The sequence below is a fragment of the Mesorhizobium sp. M0018 genome (assembly GCF_040323955.1).
Taxonomy (GTDB): domain Bacteria; phylum Pseudomonadota; class Alphaproteobacteria; order Rhizobiales; family Rhizobiaceae; genus Mesorhizobium.
Genome location: NZ_JAMYVL010000002.1, coordinates 407,536 through 423,963 on the forward strand (window position 1 = coordinate 407,536; position 16,428 = coordinate 423,963).

Here is a 16,428-nt window from a genome sequence, read left to right on the forward strand (position 1 = left end):
CCGTCACTATACGGGGAGAAATGCCCGGCAGCGGCATTCGCACAGTCAGCGCAAACCTGAAGCGATTGCCTTGCAACATTCAGTCCCGCGAGTTGCACCGAACCATCCCGGCGCTATCTATTGGCCATGCCGCCCTTGCGGTTGACTTGGCAACAACCTTCCGATTTACACCGGACCACAAATTCCGGACAGCGCGGACCGTTTTCCCATGCTCGAAAAGACCTACGACGCCAAAGCCGTCGAGCCGAAGATTGCCAGGATCTGGGAAGAGGCCGACGCGTTTCGGGCCGGCGCCGGGGCCGAGGAGGGGGCTGAAGCCTTCACCATCGTCATCCCGCCGCCGAACGTCACCGGCTCGCTGCATATGGGCCACGCGCTCAATAACACGCTGCAGGACATTCTGGTCCGCTTCGAGCGCATGCGCGGCAAGAACGTCTTGTGGCAGCCGGGAATGGACCATGCCGGCATCGCCACGCAGATGGTGGTCGAGCGCCAGCTGATGGAGAAGCAGATCCACCGCCGCGACCTGACCCGAGATGAGTTCATCGACAAGGTGTGGGAATGGAAGGCCGAATCCGGCGGCGCCATCCTCAACCAGCTGAAGCGGCTCGGGGCCTCGGCCGACTGGAGCCGGGAGCGCTTCACCATGGACGAGGGCCTGTCCAAGGCCGTGCTCGAAGTGTTCGTGACGCTCTACAAGGAAGGGCTGATCTACAAGGACAAGCGCCTTGTGAACTGGGACCCGAAGCTGTTGACCGCCATCTCGGATCTCGAGGTCGAGCAGCAGGAAGTCAACGGCAACCTCTGGCACTTCCGCTATCCGGTCGAAGGCATGACCTTCGATCCGGAAAATCCGAAGACCTTCATTACCGTTGCGACGACCCGCCCGGAGACGATGCTGGGTGATACGGCTGTCGCCGTCCACCCCGACGACGAGCGTTTCCGGCATCTTGTCGGCAAGAACCTCATCCTGCCGATCGTCGGCCGCAGGATCCCGGTGGTGGCGGACGAGTATTCCGATCCCGAAAAAGGCAGTGGTGCGGTCAAGATCACGCCGGCGCATGACTTCAATGATTTCGAGGTCGGCAAGCGCCACCGGCTGCCGGCGGTCAACATCCTCACCGTCAATGCGGCGGTGAGCCTCAAGGACAATGAGGACTTTCTCGCCGGACTGGACGTGACGCCGGAGCGCCAGGCCGTCTGGGACAGCCTCGACGGCCTCGACCGTTTCGATGCGCGCAGGAAGATCGTCGAGCTGATGCAGGCGGGCGGCTTTCTCGAGAAGGTCGAGCCGCATCGCCACACGGTGCCGCACGGCGACCGCGGCGGCGTGCCGATCGAGCCGTTTCTGACCGACCAGTGGTATGTCAATGCGGCGGAACTGGCCAAGCCGGCGATCGCCTCGGTGCGCGAGGGCCGTACCAATTTCGTGCCCAAAAACTGGGAAAAGACCTATTTCGACTGGATGGAAAACATCCAGCCCTGGTGCATTTCGCGCCAGCTCTGGTGGGGCCACCAGATCCCGGCCTGGTACGGGCCGGACGGGCATGTCTTTGTCGAAAAGACCGAGGAAGAGGCGCTCGGTGCCGCCGTCGAATACTATCTGGCGCTGGAAGGGCCGTGGAAGGCCTGGGTCGAGGACAAGCTCGAGAATTTCCAGCCTGGCGAGATCCTGACCCGCGACGAGGACGTGCTCGACACATGGTTCTCGTCGGCGCTGTGGCCGTTCTCGACGCTTGGCTGGCCGGACCAGACGCCGGAGCTGAAGACCTATTACCCGACCGACGTGCTGGTGACTGGTTTCGATATCATCTTCTTCTGGGTCGCCCGCATGATGATGATGGGCCTGCATTTCATGGACCAGGAGCCGTTCCATACGGTCTATGTCCACGCGCTGGTTCGTGACAAGAACGGGCAGAAGATGTCGAAGTCGAAAGGCAACGTCATCGATCCGCTCGAGCTCATCGACGAATACGGCGCCGATGCGCTGCGCTTCACCTTGACTGTGATGGCAGCGCAAGGCCGCGACGTTAAGCTCGATCCGGCGCGCATTGCCGGTTATCGCAATTTCGGCACCAAGCTGTGGAACGCGACGCGCTTCGCCGAGATGAACGAAGTGGCGCGCGACGACGATTTCTGGCTGCAGGACGCCAAGCTGGCGGTCAACCGCTGGATCCTGACGGAGCTGACGCGAGCCGCGCGCGACATAACGGACGGCATCACCTCATACCGCTTCAACGAGGCGGCGGGTGCCGCCTACCGCTTCGTCTGGAACCAGTTCTGCGACTGGTACCTGGAACTGCTGAAGCCGGTGTTCATGGGCACCGACGAGGCCGCCAAGGCCGAGAGCAGGGCCTGCGTCGCCTTCGTACTCGACGAGATCTACAAGCTGCTGCATCCGATGATGCCGTTCATGACCGAGGAACTGTGGGCCGAAACCGCCGGCGAGGGCAGGCAACGGCAATCGCTGCTTTGTCATGCGGCATGGCCGTCGCCCGACTTCGAGGACGAGGCGGCCGCCGCCGATATCAACTGGCTGGTCGACCTTGTCTCCGGCATCCGCTCGGTGCGTTCGGAGATGAACGTGCCGCCGGCGGCTATCGCACCGCTCGTGGTGATCGGCGCCAACGAAACGACACGCGAAAGGCTCGAGCGTCAGGACTCGGCCATCAAGCGTCTGGCGCGGGTCGGCGACATCTCGCTCGCCGAGGCGCCACCCAGGGGATCCGCCCAGATCGTCGTCAACGAGGCGACGATCTGCCTGCCGCTCGGCAGCCTGATCGACCTTGCCGCCGAGGCAGCGCGCCTGCACAAGGAGCTTGCGAAGGTGACCGAGGAAATAGCGCGGCTCTACAAGAAGCTGTCCAACGAGAAATTCGTCGCCAACGCGCCGGAAGAGGTGGTGGAGGCCGAGCGTGAAAAACTCGCCGAATATCGCGAGGCGCAAGAGAAGCTTTCGGTGGCATTGGCGCGGGTGCGCGATGCCGGTTGATCGAATAGATTGGGCCGGTTGATCGAACAGATTGGGCCGGCTGATCAAACAAGTTGATCGAACAGATTGGGCCGGCTGATCAAACAAATTGGGCCTGCTGGCCGCAATAGATTCGCCGGTCACGAATCTGCCTTCCAGACAGGCCGCCTGCCACGAAAACGGGCATTCCGCAGCGTAAATCTTGAGGCAAACTGAATGTTTTTGCCCCATTGTTGCCATAATGTAACAATGGCTGACTGGGCACGCAAAATGCCCTGTTCTGCAGTGATTTAGAGGGTTTTCCCGAGTTTTCTCGTCGATCTGTATTGTGGCGGCCATTTTCCCGCCTCGGCAACAAGGCCGACACCTTGTCGGAAATGCGTTCAGCCAAGCTGTACATGTACGCACGGCGAATTCGTTGTTGCGCCGTTAACCTGAATTGGTTCTAGCTTGATGCAAGGACATTTCGGGGAGGAGATTCATGTGTTATTCGCGTCTCAAAGTGCTGCTGGGCGCGGGGGCTTTTTCGCTGGCTTTGGCTGGGACGGTGCAAGCCGGGGGCTTTGACCGGGGCGGCGTCAACATCGACCAGCTGTTCGACGCGGCGCCATATTCGTTCGACGCAGGCGTCACCTATGTTTCGCCACAGCGCAAACTCAAGAATGTGCAGCGTCTCGATGGCTCGGGTTTGTCGACATCGGCGGTGGACGTTGGTGGCGATTATGCGGTGCCGCATGTCGGCATCAAGGCCAACATCTTTGAGCCCGTAGACTGTCTTGCCACCTATACGAGACCGTATGGTGCGGACGCGAATTTCGGCATGAACAACGCCTATTCGCCGACAGCGGTCAAATACGCCGTCGACACAGACGATTTCGGTCTCACCTGCTCCTATAAGGTGAACGTCGGCAAGGGCGCCATACGATTCATCGGCGGTGTCTCCTACCAGCAGGTAGACGCGTTTCTTTCCCGTCAGACACTGCTCGCCTTCGGCAATACCGGCCTCGGTGTCTTCAAGCTATCCGACGAGGCATGGGGTTGGCGTGCGGGCGCAGCCTATGAGATCCCCGAGATCGCTCTGCGCGCCAGCCTGATGTACTCTTCGAGCTACAAATATGACGGGCTGTCGGGAACCGTCGACACGACCGGCTTCAGGGGCGCCTTTCCAGCGGATCTGATTCCCGGCTCTACCGGCGTGTACCCAGTCTCGGCGTCGGCTGAGATACCTCAGGCTCTGGAATTCAAGCTGCAGAGCGGCATAGCTCCTGGCTGGCTGGCCTTTGGTTCCATCCGCTGGCAGGAGTGGAGCAAGCTTGGCGTCATTGCCATCAATGGCGTGCACAGTCCGGTAACCGGTTTGCCCTCGCCCGTTTCATTCGACCTGCTTTATCGCGACGGCTGGACGGTCACGGGCGGTATCGGGCACAAGTTCACCGATCAATTGTCGGGCGTGGTTTCGCTGACCTGGGATCGCGGCACCTCGACGACCTCCGGCTATCAGTCGGATACCTGGGCCGTCGCCAGCGGCGTCTCCTATTCGCCGAACGACCAGGTCGAGGTCAGGCTCGGCGGCTCGATCGGTGTGCTGACGAGCGGGTCATCGACTTTCAGCGGTGTCGGCGACGTGGCAAATGCCGTTACCTACACCTACGGCAACGACCTGCTTCTCGCTGGTTCGGCTTCCGTCAAGATCAAGTTCTAACTATTGAATTTTAAACGACAAAACGGCCGGGCGCTGCCCGGCCGTTTTGTTCGGTGCGTCATCCGGCATTCGGCCAATGCAACAAATTGCCCCCCATGATGTTCGCTCCGATAATTGTGACGTTTTGGCAACAGTTTCTGAACAACCCTCGCGTCGCCCGGCCGCCCGAGAACATTGCCTATTTCCCGCCATAAACCCGGCGCACCTCGAACCTGTCTCGGGACATGCGCCAAAAGGCTAGGCGAAGAGGCAGGCCGCACCGCCCGCGGCAAGGACGAGTATGGACGCCAGAGCGATCTCCAAGGCCAAGCTGCCGAGCCGCCACGTGACCGTTGGTCCCGAGCGGGCGCCGCATCGCTCCTACCTTTATGCAATGGGGCTGTCGGCGGCCGAGATCGCGCAGCCTCTGGTCGGTGTCGCCAGCTGCTGGAACGAGGCCGCGCCCTGCAACATCTCGCTGATGCGCCAGGCGCAAGTGGTCAAGAAGGGCGTGGCGGCCGCCAACGGCACGCCACGCGAATTCTGCACCATCACCGTCACCGACGGCATCGCCATGGGTCATCAGGGCATGAAGTCGTCGCTGGTGTCGCGCGAGGTCATCGCCGACTCGGTCGAGCTCACCATGCGCGGCCATTGCTACGATGCGCTGGTTGGATTGGCCGGTTGCGACAAGTCGCTGCCCGGCATGATGATGGCCATGGTGCGCCTCAACGTACCGTCGATCTTCATCTATGGCGGCTCGATACTGCCCGGCAGCTACCGTGGCCGGCAGATCACCGTGCAGGACGTGTTCGAGGCGGTCGGCCAGCATTCGGTCGGCACGATCGGCGACGCCGAGCTGCTCGAGATCGAGCAAGCCGCCTGTCCGTCGGCCGGCTCCTGCGGCGCCCAGTTCACCGCCAATACCATGGCCACCGTCGCTGAGGCGATCGGCCTGGCGCTGCCCTATTCCTGCGGCGCGCCGGCACCCTACGAGATGCGAGACCGCTTCAATTTCGCTTCCGGCGAAAAGATCATGGAGCTGATCGCAAGGAACATCCGCCCGCGCGACATCGTTACTATAGAAGCGTTGGAAAATGCCGCGACCGTGGTCTCGGCCACCGGCGGCTCGACCAACGCGGCGCTGCATCTGCCGGCGATCGCGCACGAGGCCGGGATAAAGTTCGATCTTTTCGACGTGGCCAAGATATTCGAGAAAACACCCTATATCGCCGACCTCAAGCCGGGCGGCAAATACGTCGCCAAGGACATGTTCGAGGCCGGCGGCATTCCGCTGTTGATGAAGACGCTGCTCGACCATGGCTATCTTCATGGCGATTGCCTGACGGTGACCGGCCGCACTTTGGCCGAAAATATGGAACATGTTTCCTGGAATGACAGCCAGGATGTGGTCCGTCCCGCCAACAGGCCGATTACCCAGACCGGCGGGGTCGTGGGCTTGAAGGGTAACCTTGCCCCCGAAGGCGCGATCGTGAAGGTCGCAGGTATGGCGGAGCTCAAATTCTCGGGTCCGGCACGCTGCTTCGATTCGGAAGAGGAATGTTTCGAAGCGGTTACGCATCGCAACTATAGCGAAGGCGAGGTTCTCGTCATCCGTTACGAGGGTCCGCGCGGCGGCCCGGGCATGCGCGAAATGCTGTCGACGACGGCGGCTCTCTACGGCCAGGGCATGGGCGGCAAGGTGGCGCTCATCACCGACGGGCGTTTTTCGGGCGCAACGCGCGGTTTTTGCATCGGCCATGTCGGGCCGGAAGCGGCAGTGGGCGGCCCGATCGGGCTGCTTAGGGATGGCGACTTGATCTCGATCGATGCGGTGAACGGCACGATCGAGGTTGCATTGTCCAAAGCCGAACTGGCGGCGAGGGCAAAAGCATGGAAGGCGCGCACGACCGACTATCAGTCGGGCGCGATCTGGAAATACGCACAGACGGTCGGACCTGCCCGCGACGGCGCGGTCACCCATCCCGGCGGTGCCAAAGAAACACACTGCTATGCGGACATCTGAGTTGTTGAGGTCGTCTGTCCTTTCGGCACTGGTTGCGCTCGCCACGTTTGGCGCGACCTTGGGCGCCGTCGGCCAGGCCATGGCCTTCGACGACAAGGTGTTCGACGACAAGACCGGCGTGAAGCCGCAGTCGAGCCCGTGGGCGGTGTTCCAGTTCGGCTTTTCCGCCTACAAGAACGGCCATAAGGAGCAGGCCGCGGAAGCCTATAAATATGCCGCCGAGAACGGCCAGATCGGCGCCACCTGGAAGCTTGCGCGCATGTATGCCGAAGGCGATGGCGTGGCGCGAGACGACTACGCGGCGTTCAAGTTCTTCAGCGAGATCGTCGACCAGGATGTCGAGCCCGGTTCGCCCGAGGAAAGCTATGTTTCGGACGCGCTGGTGGCGCTCGGCGACTATCTGAGGAAGGGCATTCCCGGCAGCCCCGTCGAGGAGAACGAGGTGGCGGCCCAGGAATATTACATGCGTGCCGCCGCCAACTACCGCAACCCGAACGCCCAGTTCGAGATGGGCCAGATGTTCCTCAAGGGTGAGGGCGGCGTCAAGGCCAGCGTCAAGCAGGCCGGACGCTGGTTCCAGCTGGCGGCCGAAAAGGGCCATGCGGGCGCGCAGGCGACGCTCGGCAACCTGCTTTTCCAAAGCGGCAAGATCGTGCGGGGGCTGGCGATGATGACCGCGGCGCTCGAACGGGCCTCACCCGCCGACCAGCCATGGATCCGCGGCATGCAGGAAGAAGCGTTTGCGGCCGCCGGCGAAGCCGACCGCCGCACCGCGATCTCGCTGGCCGACGACATCCTCACCAAGGGTGGCGGCGACCAATAGGTCGGCAGAATTTCCGTTTTGAGATCAATTGTCGGTCGGTTCCGCCGGCATGCCGCTGGGCGCCGGTGTTGAGATCGGCGTGCCCTGCAGATGTGGGGCCAGCGTGTTCTCCGGGCAGCCATCCCGCTGCTTTGTCCAGGATGTGTTGTTGAGCACCATCTCGCAACGGGCGAGGTAGCTTTGGCCGGCAAGCGTCAGGCAGGCGACCCGGCCGATCTGGAATGATTTGCCGTTAGCCAGGCACTCTGCATCGGCAAAAGCCGGCGTCGCCACCGCCATCGCAAGCGCGCAGCCGATCGGGCAAAGTGCAAATCGAGTAGTCATGGGAACCCCAGCCACCATGATGATTTCTCATTAAGCGCGCGATTTGTGGCGATAAGAGGTCAACTTATCAATGTGCCGCCGGACAGCAGCTCCGGTCAGGCCGGCTGCAGCGCCAGATCGATCGCCACCGGCACGTGGTCGGAGGGTTTTTCCCAGGCGCGCACCTGTTTTTCGATCGAAGCCGAGGAAAACCAGTTGGCGGCTTCGGGCGACAGAAGCAGGTGGTCAATGCGGATGCCGTTGTTCTTCTGCCAGGCGCCGGCCTGATAGTCCCAGAACGTAAAAATGTCCGAGGCGTCGGTGACGGCACGCACGGCTTCGGTGAAGCCGAGATTCTTCAGCCGCCGGAACGCTTGCCGCGTCGCGGGCTGGAACAGTGCATCGCTTAGCCAGTTTTCCGGATACTTCGCGTCGATCGGCTCGGGAATGACATTGTAGTCGCCGGCCAGGACCAGCGGCTCTTCCAGAGCAAGCCGCTCCTCGGCCCAGCGCTCAAGTCGCGCCATCCAGGAAAGCTTGTAGGAGAACTTCTTCTCGTCGTCGATCGGGTTGCCGTTCGGCAGATAGATCGAGGCAACGCGCAAGGCGCCCTTGTCGGTCGAGAACACGCCCTCGATGAAACGCGCCTGCTCGTCGGCATCGTCGCCCGGCAAACCGCGATTGACCTCGTCGAAACGCAGCTTCGACAGGATGGCGACGCCGTTGAAGCCTTTTTGGCCGTAAGTCTCGACATTGTAGCCGAGCGCCTCGATCTCGGCGCGGGGAAACTGCTCGTCGACCGTCTTGATCTCCTGCAGGCAGGCGATGTCGGGCGCGCTTTCCGTCAGCCAATGGGTCAAATTGCCGATGCGGGCGCGAACGCCGTTGATGTTCCAGGTGACGATTTTCATGACGGCCTCGATAGGCTGGTGGTCCGGAGACTAGCGATCCGGTGGATGACGTTCGACAAGGCCGATCGTATTGCCTGCCGGGTCCTTTAGGAAGGCCATCCATTCGCTTTCCCCCGCCTGGCCGAACAGGCCTTCGGTGTCGCGATGGACGAGCGCCGGCGGCGCGGTGAAGGGAACACCCGCGGCCCTTGCCGAAGCGTGGAACTCGTCGAGGCCCGATATGTCGAGATAGACGGTGCCGGCAGGCAGGCCGTCGGTGAAAAGCAGGCGCACGTCACCGGCCATGATGAAGGCGATGCCCGGCGGATCGAAACGCGCATGCAGATTCATGCCGAGCACCTCGCACCAGAACGCCAGCGTCGCATCGAGGTCGCGCCCGGCGGAAAGCGCGACCTGACGGACCGCGCCGATGTCGGGCATTTCTAGATCGAGAAGCTGGTGCCGCAGCCGCAGGAGGCGACCGCATTGGGGTTTCTGATCTGGAACGACTGGCCCATCAGATCGTCGACGAAATCGATCACCGAGCCGCCCATATAGACCAGCGACAGGTCGTCGATCAGCACGGTGGCGCCGTCCTTCTCGATGGCGACGTCGTCGTCATTGCGCCCATCGACCAGGTCGAACTTGTAGGAGAAGCCGGAACAGCCGCCGCCCTCGACCGAAACGCGCAGCGCCGTCTTGCCGGCTTCGCTCGCCACAATCTTGGCGATCCGCCTGGCGGCGGCGTCGGTCATCTCGACTTTCATGGCGGTCTTGGCATCAGCGCCCATGGGCGTCACCTTGCTTTCGGTTTTGTATGATAGGTATGAAGCGCGACGGGGCAAGTCAACTGCGGCATACGCTATGACCAACGAGTTGGGCGACATCGGATTCGGCTATCGGCCGCGCGCGGCCTATGCCAGCGACCCGGCGAAGTCGCGCGGGCGGCTGTTCGACGAGGTGGAAAGCCCGACGCGCACGCCGTTCCAGCGCGACCGCGACCGCATCATCCATTCGACGGCGTTCCGCCGGCTGAAGCACAAGACGCAAGTGTTCGTCGCGCACGAAGGCGACCATTACCGCACGAGGCTGACGCATTCGATCGAGGTGGCGCAAATCGCACGCGCTCTGGCGCGGGCGCTGCGCGGCGACGAGGACCTGGCCGAGGCGGTGGCCCTGGTGCACGACTTCGGCCACACGCCCTTCGGCCATACCGGCGAGGACGCGCTGAATGAGAAGATGGCCGCCTGGGGCGGCTTCGACCACAATGCGCAGTCGCTGCGTGTGGTGACGCGGCTGGAGCGGCGCTATGCCGAGTTCGATGGGCTGAACCTCACCTGGGAAACGCTGGAGGGGCTGGTCAAGCACAATGGCCCGCTGACCGATGCCAAGGGGAAAGGGCTGAAGGGGCCGGTGCCGCAGGCTATCCGCGACTATTCCGAACTGCACGACCTCGAGCTCGACCGCTTCGCCGGTATCGAGGCGCAGTGCGCGGCGATTGCCGACGACATTGCCTACAACACCCACGACATCGATGACGGCTTGAGGGCAGGGCTGTTGACGCTCGATATGCTGGAGGGCGTCTCGCTGCCGGGGTCGATCCTCAAGGGCGTGCGTCAGCGCTATCCGGCGCTCGATGACGTACGCACCGGCCACGAGCTGATGCGCCGGCAGATCACCATCATGGTCGAGGACGTGATCGTCTCGACGACGGCCAATCTGGCGCGCATCCAGCCCGACAGCGCCGAAGCGGTAAGGGCGGCCGGCGAGACGATGGTGAGCTTCTCCGCCGAGACGGCCGTATCGGAAAAGGAGCTGAAGGCCTTTCTCTACAAGCACCTCTACCGGCATGCGGAGGTCATGCGGGTGCGCGCCGATGCCGACCAGATCGTCAGGGACCTGTTCGACGTCTATTTCGCCGATCCGCGCGCCATGCCGGATGGCTGGCGCGAAGGGCTCGACCGGGCAGAGGACCGCGTCAAGGCGCGCAGTGTTGCCGATTTCCTGGCCGGCATGACGGACACTTATGCGCTCAAGGAACACAGGCGTTTGTTTGACCATACGCCGGATTTGAGCTAGGGCGGGCGCGATTTTGCCGGCCAACGCGCCGGATCCATGCAAAACCGTCAGAGCCATAGCAATGAACATCTTCGCCGATTTCAACGCGCGAATCATAAAGGCCGTCGAAGCGCTTGATTTGAAAGACAAGGATGGCGCGTCGCCGGACCTGTCGCGCATCGCCGTCGAGCCGCCGCGCGATGCCAGCCATGGCGACCTCGCGACCAACGCTGCCATGGTGTTGGCCAAGCCGACCGGCCAGAGCCCGCGTGCGCTGGCCGAAAGGCTGGCCGAGGCGCTGCGCGCCGACGAGGATATCGCGGCCGCCGAGATCGCCGGCCCGGGCTTCGTCAATCTCAGGCTCAAGGACGGCTTCTGGCAGGCGCATCTGACGGCGCTGCTCGGCGAAGGCCGCAATTACGGCCGCTCGACTGTCGGCGGCGGCAAGAAAACCAATGTCGAGTATGTCTCGGCCAACCCGACCGGCCCGATGCATGTCGGCCATTGCCGGGGTGCTGTGGTCGGCGACGCGCTGGCCAATCTGATGGCCTTCGCCGGTTACGACGTGACCAAGGAATACGTCATCAACGATGCCGGTTCGCAGATCGACGTGCTCGGACGCTCAGTCATGCTGCGCTACCGCGAAGCGCTCGGCGATGAGATCGGCGACATTCCGGCCGGGCTTTATCCAGGCGACTATCTGATCCCCGTTGGTCAGGCGCTGGCCAGCGAATTCGGCCGCTCCCTGCTGCAGATGCCGGACGAAGAGGCGCTTGCCATCGTCAAGGACAGGACGATCGATGCGATGATGGCGATGATCCGCGAGGATCTGGCGCTGCTCAACGTGCATCACGACGTCTTCTTCTCCGAGCGGACGCTGCATGCCAACAATGCCAAGAAGATCCGCTCGGCGATCAGCGACCTGACGCTGAAGGGCCACATCTACAAGGGCAAGCTGCCGCCGCCCAAGGGCGAGAAGCCGGACGACTGGGAGGACCGCGAGCAGACGCTGTTCCGCTCGACCGCGGTCGGCGACGACATGGACCGGGCGCTGGTCAAGTCGGACGGCACCTTTACCTATTTCGCCGCCGATGTCGCCTACCTCAAGGACAAGGTCGATCGCGGTTTCGTCGACCTGATCTATGTGCTTGGCGCCGATCATGGCGGCTACGTGAAGCGGCTGGAAGCGCTTGCCCGGGCGATTGCCGGGGACGAGGTCAAGCTTACCGTGCTGCTTTGCCAGCTGGTCAGGCTGTTTCGCGCCGGCGAGCCGGTGCGCATGTCGAAGCGGTCCGGCGAGTTCGTGACCTTGCGCGAAGTGGTCGAGGAGGTTGGCCGCGACCCGATCCGCTTCATGATGCTCTACCGCAAGAACGACGCGCCGCTCGACTTCGATTTCGCCAAGGTGACCGAGCAGTCGAAGGACAATCCGGTGTTCTACGTGCAGTACGCCTCGGCGCGCTGCCATTCGGTGTTCCGGCAGGCGAGCGAGCAATTGGGCGAGGCCATGTTCGACCGCAACCAGCTGGCCGCCGAAGTGGCTTTGCTGACCGACGAGGGCGAGATCGGCCTGATCAGGAAGCTCGCCGAATATCCTCGGCTGATCGAAGCCGCGGCGCTCGCGCTCGAGCCCCACCGGCTGGCATTTTACCTTTACGAACTCGCTTCCAGCTTCCACGGACACTGGAACCGGGGCACCGATAATCCCGACTTACGTTTTGTTAAGGTTAACGACCGACAATTGACGCATGCCAGACTAGGGCTGGTGCAGGCTGTTTCGGACGTTTTGACGTCCGGCCTGACGCTGATCGGAGCCAATGCGCCCACCGAAATGCGTTAGGTTTGAGTAAAAAACCTGTCACCTTTTGCCCACATTGCGCTGGTAAGGGCCAACCCTACGCGACGTCCATGGCGTCCGAATGAGTGCGAGTTCGGGAACAATAATGGCAGACAGAACCCAGCTGAGAGCAGCCGACCACAACGACATCGCCAACGATGATCCGTTCGCGGAACTGACCAGGATCATGGGGTTCGACCCGCGCCAGCCGGTCAAACCGCAAACGCCGGCCCAGCCGAAAACCGCTGCCGCCGAACCGTCGCTGGACGAGGGCGATTTCGAGATCGATCTCGAGAAGGAGTTGATGGGCGAATTCGGCGCCGACGCCAATAACAATGCTTCCCCTGCCAAGCTTCGCGAGCCGACACCCGAACCGGCCGCCGCCGACGAAATGGAGGACGCGCTTGCTGCCTCGTTCGAACAGGATTTCGCGTTCAACGACAGTGCGGCGGATGATGCTGCTCCTGTTGCAGCCACTTCTGTTGCCGCCGACGAAATTGCCTCCGCCCCCGAAAGGGCGTTCGCTCCCGCCGTCGAGCCGGAGCTCGACGACGATTTCGATAACGCCGTCGCCGGCTCGCTCGAAGACGTGTCGCCATTCGAGGACGACCTTTCGAGTGACGACAAACTTGCCGCCTCGCTCGACCAGGATTTTCGGCACGACGACGATGTGACGGCCAAGATCGCGGTGACCGGTGAGGATGAACCCAGGGCCGCAGCCGAGGCGATCGAGCCGGTCGACGAGCCCGCCTTCGACGATGAGTTCGACGATGCCGTTGCAAGCTCGCTCGAAGACGAGATGATGCTCGAAGAGCATGAGCCGATGGAGCAGACCGTCGCCGTTGAAACCGCTGCGCAAGCGGCCGCGCCTGCGTTCGATGACGAGTTCGACGATGCCGTGGCAAGTTCGCTCGAAGACGAGCTGATGTTCGATGAGCATGAGCCGGCGGAAAACGTCGCCGCCCCGGCATCGCCGGTTGAGGCGGTTTCGGCCGATGAGGATCTTGCCGGCCATTTCGATGATGCCATGGCCGATGTCGACATGGACTTCGACGTTCGCTCGGACGGGCCTGCCGAAATCGAAGAACCAGAGTTTATCGAAGAGCAGTCGATCGAAGAGCCAGAGGCCGCCCGGCTTTCCGGCACGGCCGCTGAAGCGGCGTTCGACGACGATTTCGATCTGAGCTTCGACGATGCGCCTGCCGAGGAAGCCGAAGAACCCGTGGCGCAGGTTGCGGCCGAACCAGCGGCGCCGGCCGCTGTCGTCCCGACGGCCCCAGTGGCTGAGGAACGCAGCCTGGAAGACGAACTGAACGCGCTGCTCGGTGCGATGAGCACACGGCCGGCACAAGCGGTCAACGAACCTCAGACAAGCCCGCAGACTGCCCAGCAGCCTGCCCAGAAGCCCGTGATGGCTGTTCAGCAGCCTATCGCGCCGGTAATTCAGAAGCCAGCAGTGGCCGCTGAACAGCCAATGGCGGCGGTCAAAGACGTCGCCAACGAACCGGTGCATGCTGTCGACGAGCTGGATTGGGAACTCGACGAGCACGAGCCCGCTGAGCCGCAGCAGTCCAGTGCCGCCGATGACGCCGATCTTGGCAGTGTCCTCCTCGATGAGCTTGAAGGCGAGGATTTCGCTGTTGAAGCCGCTGCCGGACCCGCGGATGATCTCGACAGCGATGCACTCGATGCCGACTTCGCCAGGAATATCGGCCTGGATCATGACTCGGCCGACAAGAGTGCGGCAGCTGCTGCCGAGGAAGACCCGCTCGATGCGCTGAACTGGCTGACGACACGCGCCACACCGCCCGAGCCGGCCCGCTCGTGGAGCCGCGTGACACCGGTCGCACAGCCTCAGCCCGCTTTTGCAAGCCAGCCGATGGCTTCGGCGCGTTCGGCACCACCGCCGCAGCCGGCTGCAACGCCGTCCTATCGGGCCGCACCGGTCGAAGAGAGGCCGTCCTATGAAAGCCAGGCATCCCGTGAAGAGAGGCCGTCCTATGAAGATCGGCCCGCCTACACGGAAGCTGCACCAACTTCGCGTCAACAGCCTTCCGCCTATGACGAGATGCCCGATGTCGAGACGGTCGACGTGCCCGAGCGCGTCGTGGCGCTGGCGGACGATCTCGACATTCCGGAGCTCAACTTCGACGATGACGAGCCGGTGGCGCCCGCCTACGACGATCTCGATGCCGATTTTGCCAGCCTTCTCACCGAAATGAATGCAACGGATATAGCGCCTGCCCCGGTGCGCAGTGCTGGCTATGACGATGAATACGATGCCGGCTTCGCGTCTGGCTACAAGCAAGATCGTAGCGAGACGCGCGCCTATGGCGCCAAGCCTGCGGAAGCCCCCGTCAGCGCGGCGGCTGCTTCCTATGCCGATGCAGCGGACGGTTTCGATCTGGGCCCATTGCCCGGTGGCCAGCCGGTTTCGCAGGCCGACGATTTCACCTTCGATGAGCTCGACTACGATCCCGAACTGGACGAGGAGATGTCGGTTCCGGGCCTTGCCGAACGCGGGGCCGAAAGGCAGCCGCGCAGGCGCGGGCTGCTGATAGGAGCGGTGGTCGGCGCCGTGGCGATTGCCGGAGGCCTTGGCGCCTTTGCGTTGACCCTCGGCGGCAAGAGCGGCGGCGATGCGCCGGTTATCGTCAAGGCCGACAACAGGCCGATCAAGATCAAGCCGGAAAATCCAGGCGGCACCGTCGTGCCGAACCAGGACAACAAGGTTTATGACGCTGTGGTCAAGGGCACCAAGCCCGCCGAGCCGGTTCAGCAGAAGCTGGTCACCAACACCGAAGAGCCTGTGGACCTGAAGGCCAACGAACCGGAGAGCCGCGTCGTCGATCTTTCGCCCAATGACCCCGATGCCGCGGACGATATCGACGCGCCCGGCACCGCGGCGTCCGACACCGACGGGGCTGGCACCAATGCGCCCGGCACCAGCGCGTCTGACTCCAGCACGCTTGGCGCCAGTGCGGCTGGCGCTGCCGAAACCGCCGCCGCACCGGCGCCCAAGTCCGAGGATCGCATCGCGCAGGTTCTGCAGGAGGCCGAGAAGGGTGCAACCCCCGAGATCGTCGCCGTTGCGCCGCGCAAGGTACGGACCATGGTCGTGAAACCTGACGGTTCGCTGGTGGCGCGCGAGGATCCGGCGCCTGCCGCCCCGCAGATGGCTGCTGCCGAGCCGGCCGATCCGGCGCCGCAGCACGTCGCTCCGTCGGCCCAGGCCGACGCCGCCGCGCAGACCGGCACCGTGCCCCTGATCGACCAAATCACAAGTGATCCGAAGATTGGCGACCAGCCGAGTGGCGATCAGGCGAGCGGCGATCAGGCGAGCGGCGATCAGGCCGAAACCTCCAAGCTGCAGCCGGCGCCCAAGCCCGACACAAAGGCTGAAGCCAAGCCGTCAGCCAGCAAGCAGTCCGCCAGCACCCCGGCCACGGTTCCGGTGGCGCCGCAGCGCCCGTCCGACCAGCCGGTCGACGTGGTCGGCGAGGTCAAGCCCGATCAGGTCGCTTCCATCGATCCGGCCGCGGCCGGGGCTGGTTCGTGGTCGATACAGATCGCTTCGCAGCCGACAGTCGAAAGCGCCCAGGCGACTTACCAGGATCTGCAGCGCCGCTACGGCAGCGTGCTTTCCGGCCGCACCGCCAACATCGTCAAGGCCGAGATTGCCGGCAAGGGCACCTTCTACCGCGTCCGCGTTCCGGCGCAGTCTCGCAACGAGGCGATCAAACTGTGCACCAGCTACAAGGCTGCCGGCGGCAATTGCTTCGTGTCCCACTAGGCACCAAAACCTCTCGAAAAGCCGGCGTCCGCGCCGGCTTTTTTGC

The 16,428-nt window shown here is 63.1% G+C and carries 11 protein-coding genes; 7 read left to right on the forward strand and 4 right to left on the reverse strand.

The annotated features are described in order from the left end of the window. Positions 1-208: 208 nt before the first annotated feature. From NKJ81_RS04260 to NKJ81_RS04275, 4 genes are all read left to right on the forward strand, one after another. Positions 209-2,992 carry a valine--tRNA ligase gene (locus NKJ81_RS04260; RefSeq protein ID WP_352539731.1) on the forward strand — a complete coding sequence of 928 codons (2,784 nt, stop codon included), beginning with the start codon at positions 209-211 and terminating at the stop codon, positions 2,990-2,992. Between the two features lie 460 nt (positions 2,993-3,452). Then, the gene (locus NKJ81_RS04265; RefSeq protein WP_352539732.1) at positions 3,453-4,673 is read left to right on the forward strand and encodes an OmpP1/FadL family transporter; all 1,221 of its coding nucleotides are present in this window, start codon (positions 3,453-3,455) and stop codon (positions 4,671-4,673) included. A gap of 280 nt (positions 4,674-4,953) precedes the next feature. Next, complete coding sequence (gene ilvD / locus NKJ81_RS04270) at positions 4,954-6,678, forward strand: dihydroxy-acid dehydratase (protein WP_352539733.1); 1,725 nt, start codon at positions 4,954-4,956, stop codon at positions 6,676-6,678. Further along, on the forward strand, positions 6,665-7,501 hold the full coding sequence (locus tag NKJ81_RS04275) for a tetratricopeptide repeat protein (RefSeq protein WP_023678939.1): 837 nt from the start codon (positions 6,665-6,667) through the stop codon (positions 7,499-7,501). Before ilvD ends, NKJ81_RS04275 begins: the two co-directional genes overlap by 14 nt. A 24-nt stretch (positions 7,502-7,525) precedes the next feature. On the opposite strand, the gene NKJ81_RS04280 is transcribed toward NKJ81_RS04275, so the two are convergent. The 4 genes from NKJ81_RS04280 to erpA form a co-directional block, all read right to left on the reverse strand. Further along, positions 7,526-7,843 (reverse strand): hypothetical protein, encoded by a 318-nt coding sequence (locus NKJ81_RS04280; protein ID WP_023678938.1) that lies wholly within the window; start codon positions 7,841-7,843, stop codon positions 7,526-7,528. A 77-nt stretch (positions 7,844-7,920) separates the two neighbouring features. Beyond that, a complete protein-coding gene (gene xth, locus NKJ81_RS04285) occupies positions 7,921-8,715 on the reverse strand; it encodes an exodeoxyribonuclease III (RefSeq protein ID WP_352500877.1) in 795 nt (264 codons plus the stop codon). Positions 8,716-8,745: 30 nt separating this feature from the next. Next, a complete protein-coding gene (locus NKJ81_RS04290) occupies positions 8,746-9,135 on the reverse strand; it encodes a VOC family protein (protein WP_352539734.1) in 390 nt (129 codons plus the stop codon). A gap of 2 nt (positions 9,136-9,137) precedes the next feature. Next, entirely contained in the window at positions 9,138-9,485 is a 348-nt protein-coding gene (gene erpA / locus NKJ81_RS04295; protein WP_352539735.1) for an iron-sulfur cluster insertion protein ErpA, read from the reverse strand. Positions 9,486-9,558: 73 nt separating this feature from the next. On the opposite strand from erpA, the gene NKJ81_RS04300 reads away from it, so the two are divergent. From NKJ81_RS04300 to NKJ81_RS04310, 3 genes are all read left to right on the forward strand, one after another. Further along, positions 9,559-10,773 carry a deoxyguanosinetriphosphate triphosphohydrolase gene (locus NKJ81_RS04300; protein ID WP_352539736.1) on the forward strand — a complete coding sequence of 405 codons (1,215 nt, stop codon included), beginning with the start codon at positions 9,559-9,561 and terminating at the stop codon, positions 10,771-10,773. Between the two features lie 61 nt (positions 10,774-10,834). Next, complete coding sequence (argS, locus tag NKJ81_RS04305) at positions 10,835-12,592, forward strand: arginine--tRNA ligase (RefSeq protein WP_352539737.1); 1,758 nt, start codon at positions 10,835-10,837, stop codon at positions 12,590-12,592. A 103-nt stretch (positions 12,593-12,695) separates the two neighbouring features. Further along, complete coding sequence (locus tag NKJ81_RS04310; RefSeq protein ID WP_352539738.1) at positions 12,696-16,382, forward strand: SPOR domain-containing protein; 3,687 nt, start codon at positions 12,696-12,698, stop codon at positions 16,380-16,382. Positions 16,383-16,428: the final 46 nt, after the last annotated feature.

What these genes read in the sequence shown, in the direction of transcription:
- NKJ81_RS04275 (WP_023678939.1), top strand. Translation starts at nt 6,665, where the DNA reads ATGCGGACATCTGAGTTGTTGAGGTCGTCTGTCCTTTCGGCACTGGTT.
- erpA (WP_352539735.1), bottom strand. Translation starts at nt 9,485, where the DNA reads ATGGGCGCTGATGCCAAGACCGCCATGAAAGTCGAGATGACCGACGCC.
- NKJ81_RS04260 (WP_352539731.1), top strand. Translation starts at nt 209, where the DNA reads ATGCTCGAAAAGACCTACGACGCCAAAGCCGTCGAGCCGAAGATTGCC.
- NKJ81_RS04265 (WP_352539732.1), top strand. Translation starts at nt 3,453, where the DNA reads ATGTGTTATTCGCGTCTCAAAGTGCTGCTGGGCGCGGGGGCTTTTTCG.
- xth (WP_352500877.1), bottom strand. Translation starts at nt 8,715, where the DNA reads ATGAAAATCGTCACCTGGAACATCAACGGCGTTCGCGCCCGCATCGGC.
- argS (WP_352539737.1), top strand. Translation starts at nt 10,835, where the DNA reads ATGAACATCTTCGCCGATTTCAACGCGCGAATCATAAAGGCCGTCGAA.
- ilvD (WP_352539733.1), top strand. Translation starts at nt 4,954, where the DNA reads ATGGACGCCAGAGCGATCTCCAAGGCCAAGCTGCCGAGCCGCCACGTG.
- NKJ81_RS04310 (WP_352539738.1), top strand. Translation starts at nt 12,696, where the DNA reads ATGGCAGACAGAACCCAGCTGAGAGCAGCCGACCACAACGACATCGCC.
- NKJ81_RS04290 (WP_352539734.1), bottom strand. Translation starts at nt 9,135, where the DNA reads ATGCCCGACATCGGCGCGGTCCGTCAGGTCGCGCTTTCCGCCGGGCGC.
- NKJ81_RS04300 (WP_352539736.1), top strand. Translation starts at nt 9,559, where the DNA reads ATGACCAACGAGTTGGGCGACATCGGATTCGGCTATCGGCCGCGCGCG.
- NKJ81_RS04280 (WP_023678938.1), bottom strand. Translation starts at nt 7,843, where the DNA reads ATGGTGGCTGGGGTTCCCATGACTACTCGATTTGCACTTTGCCCGATC.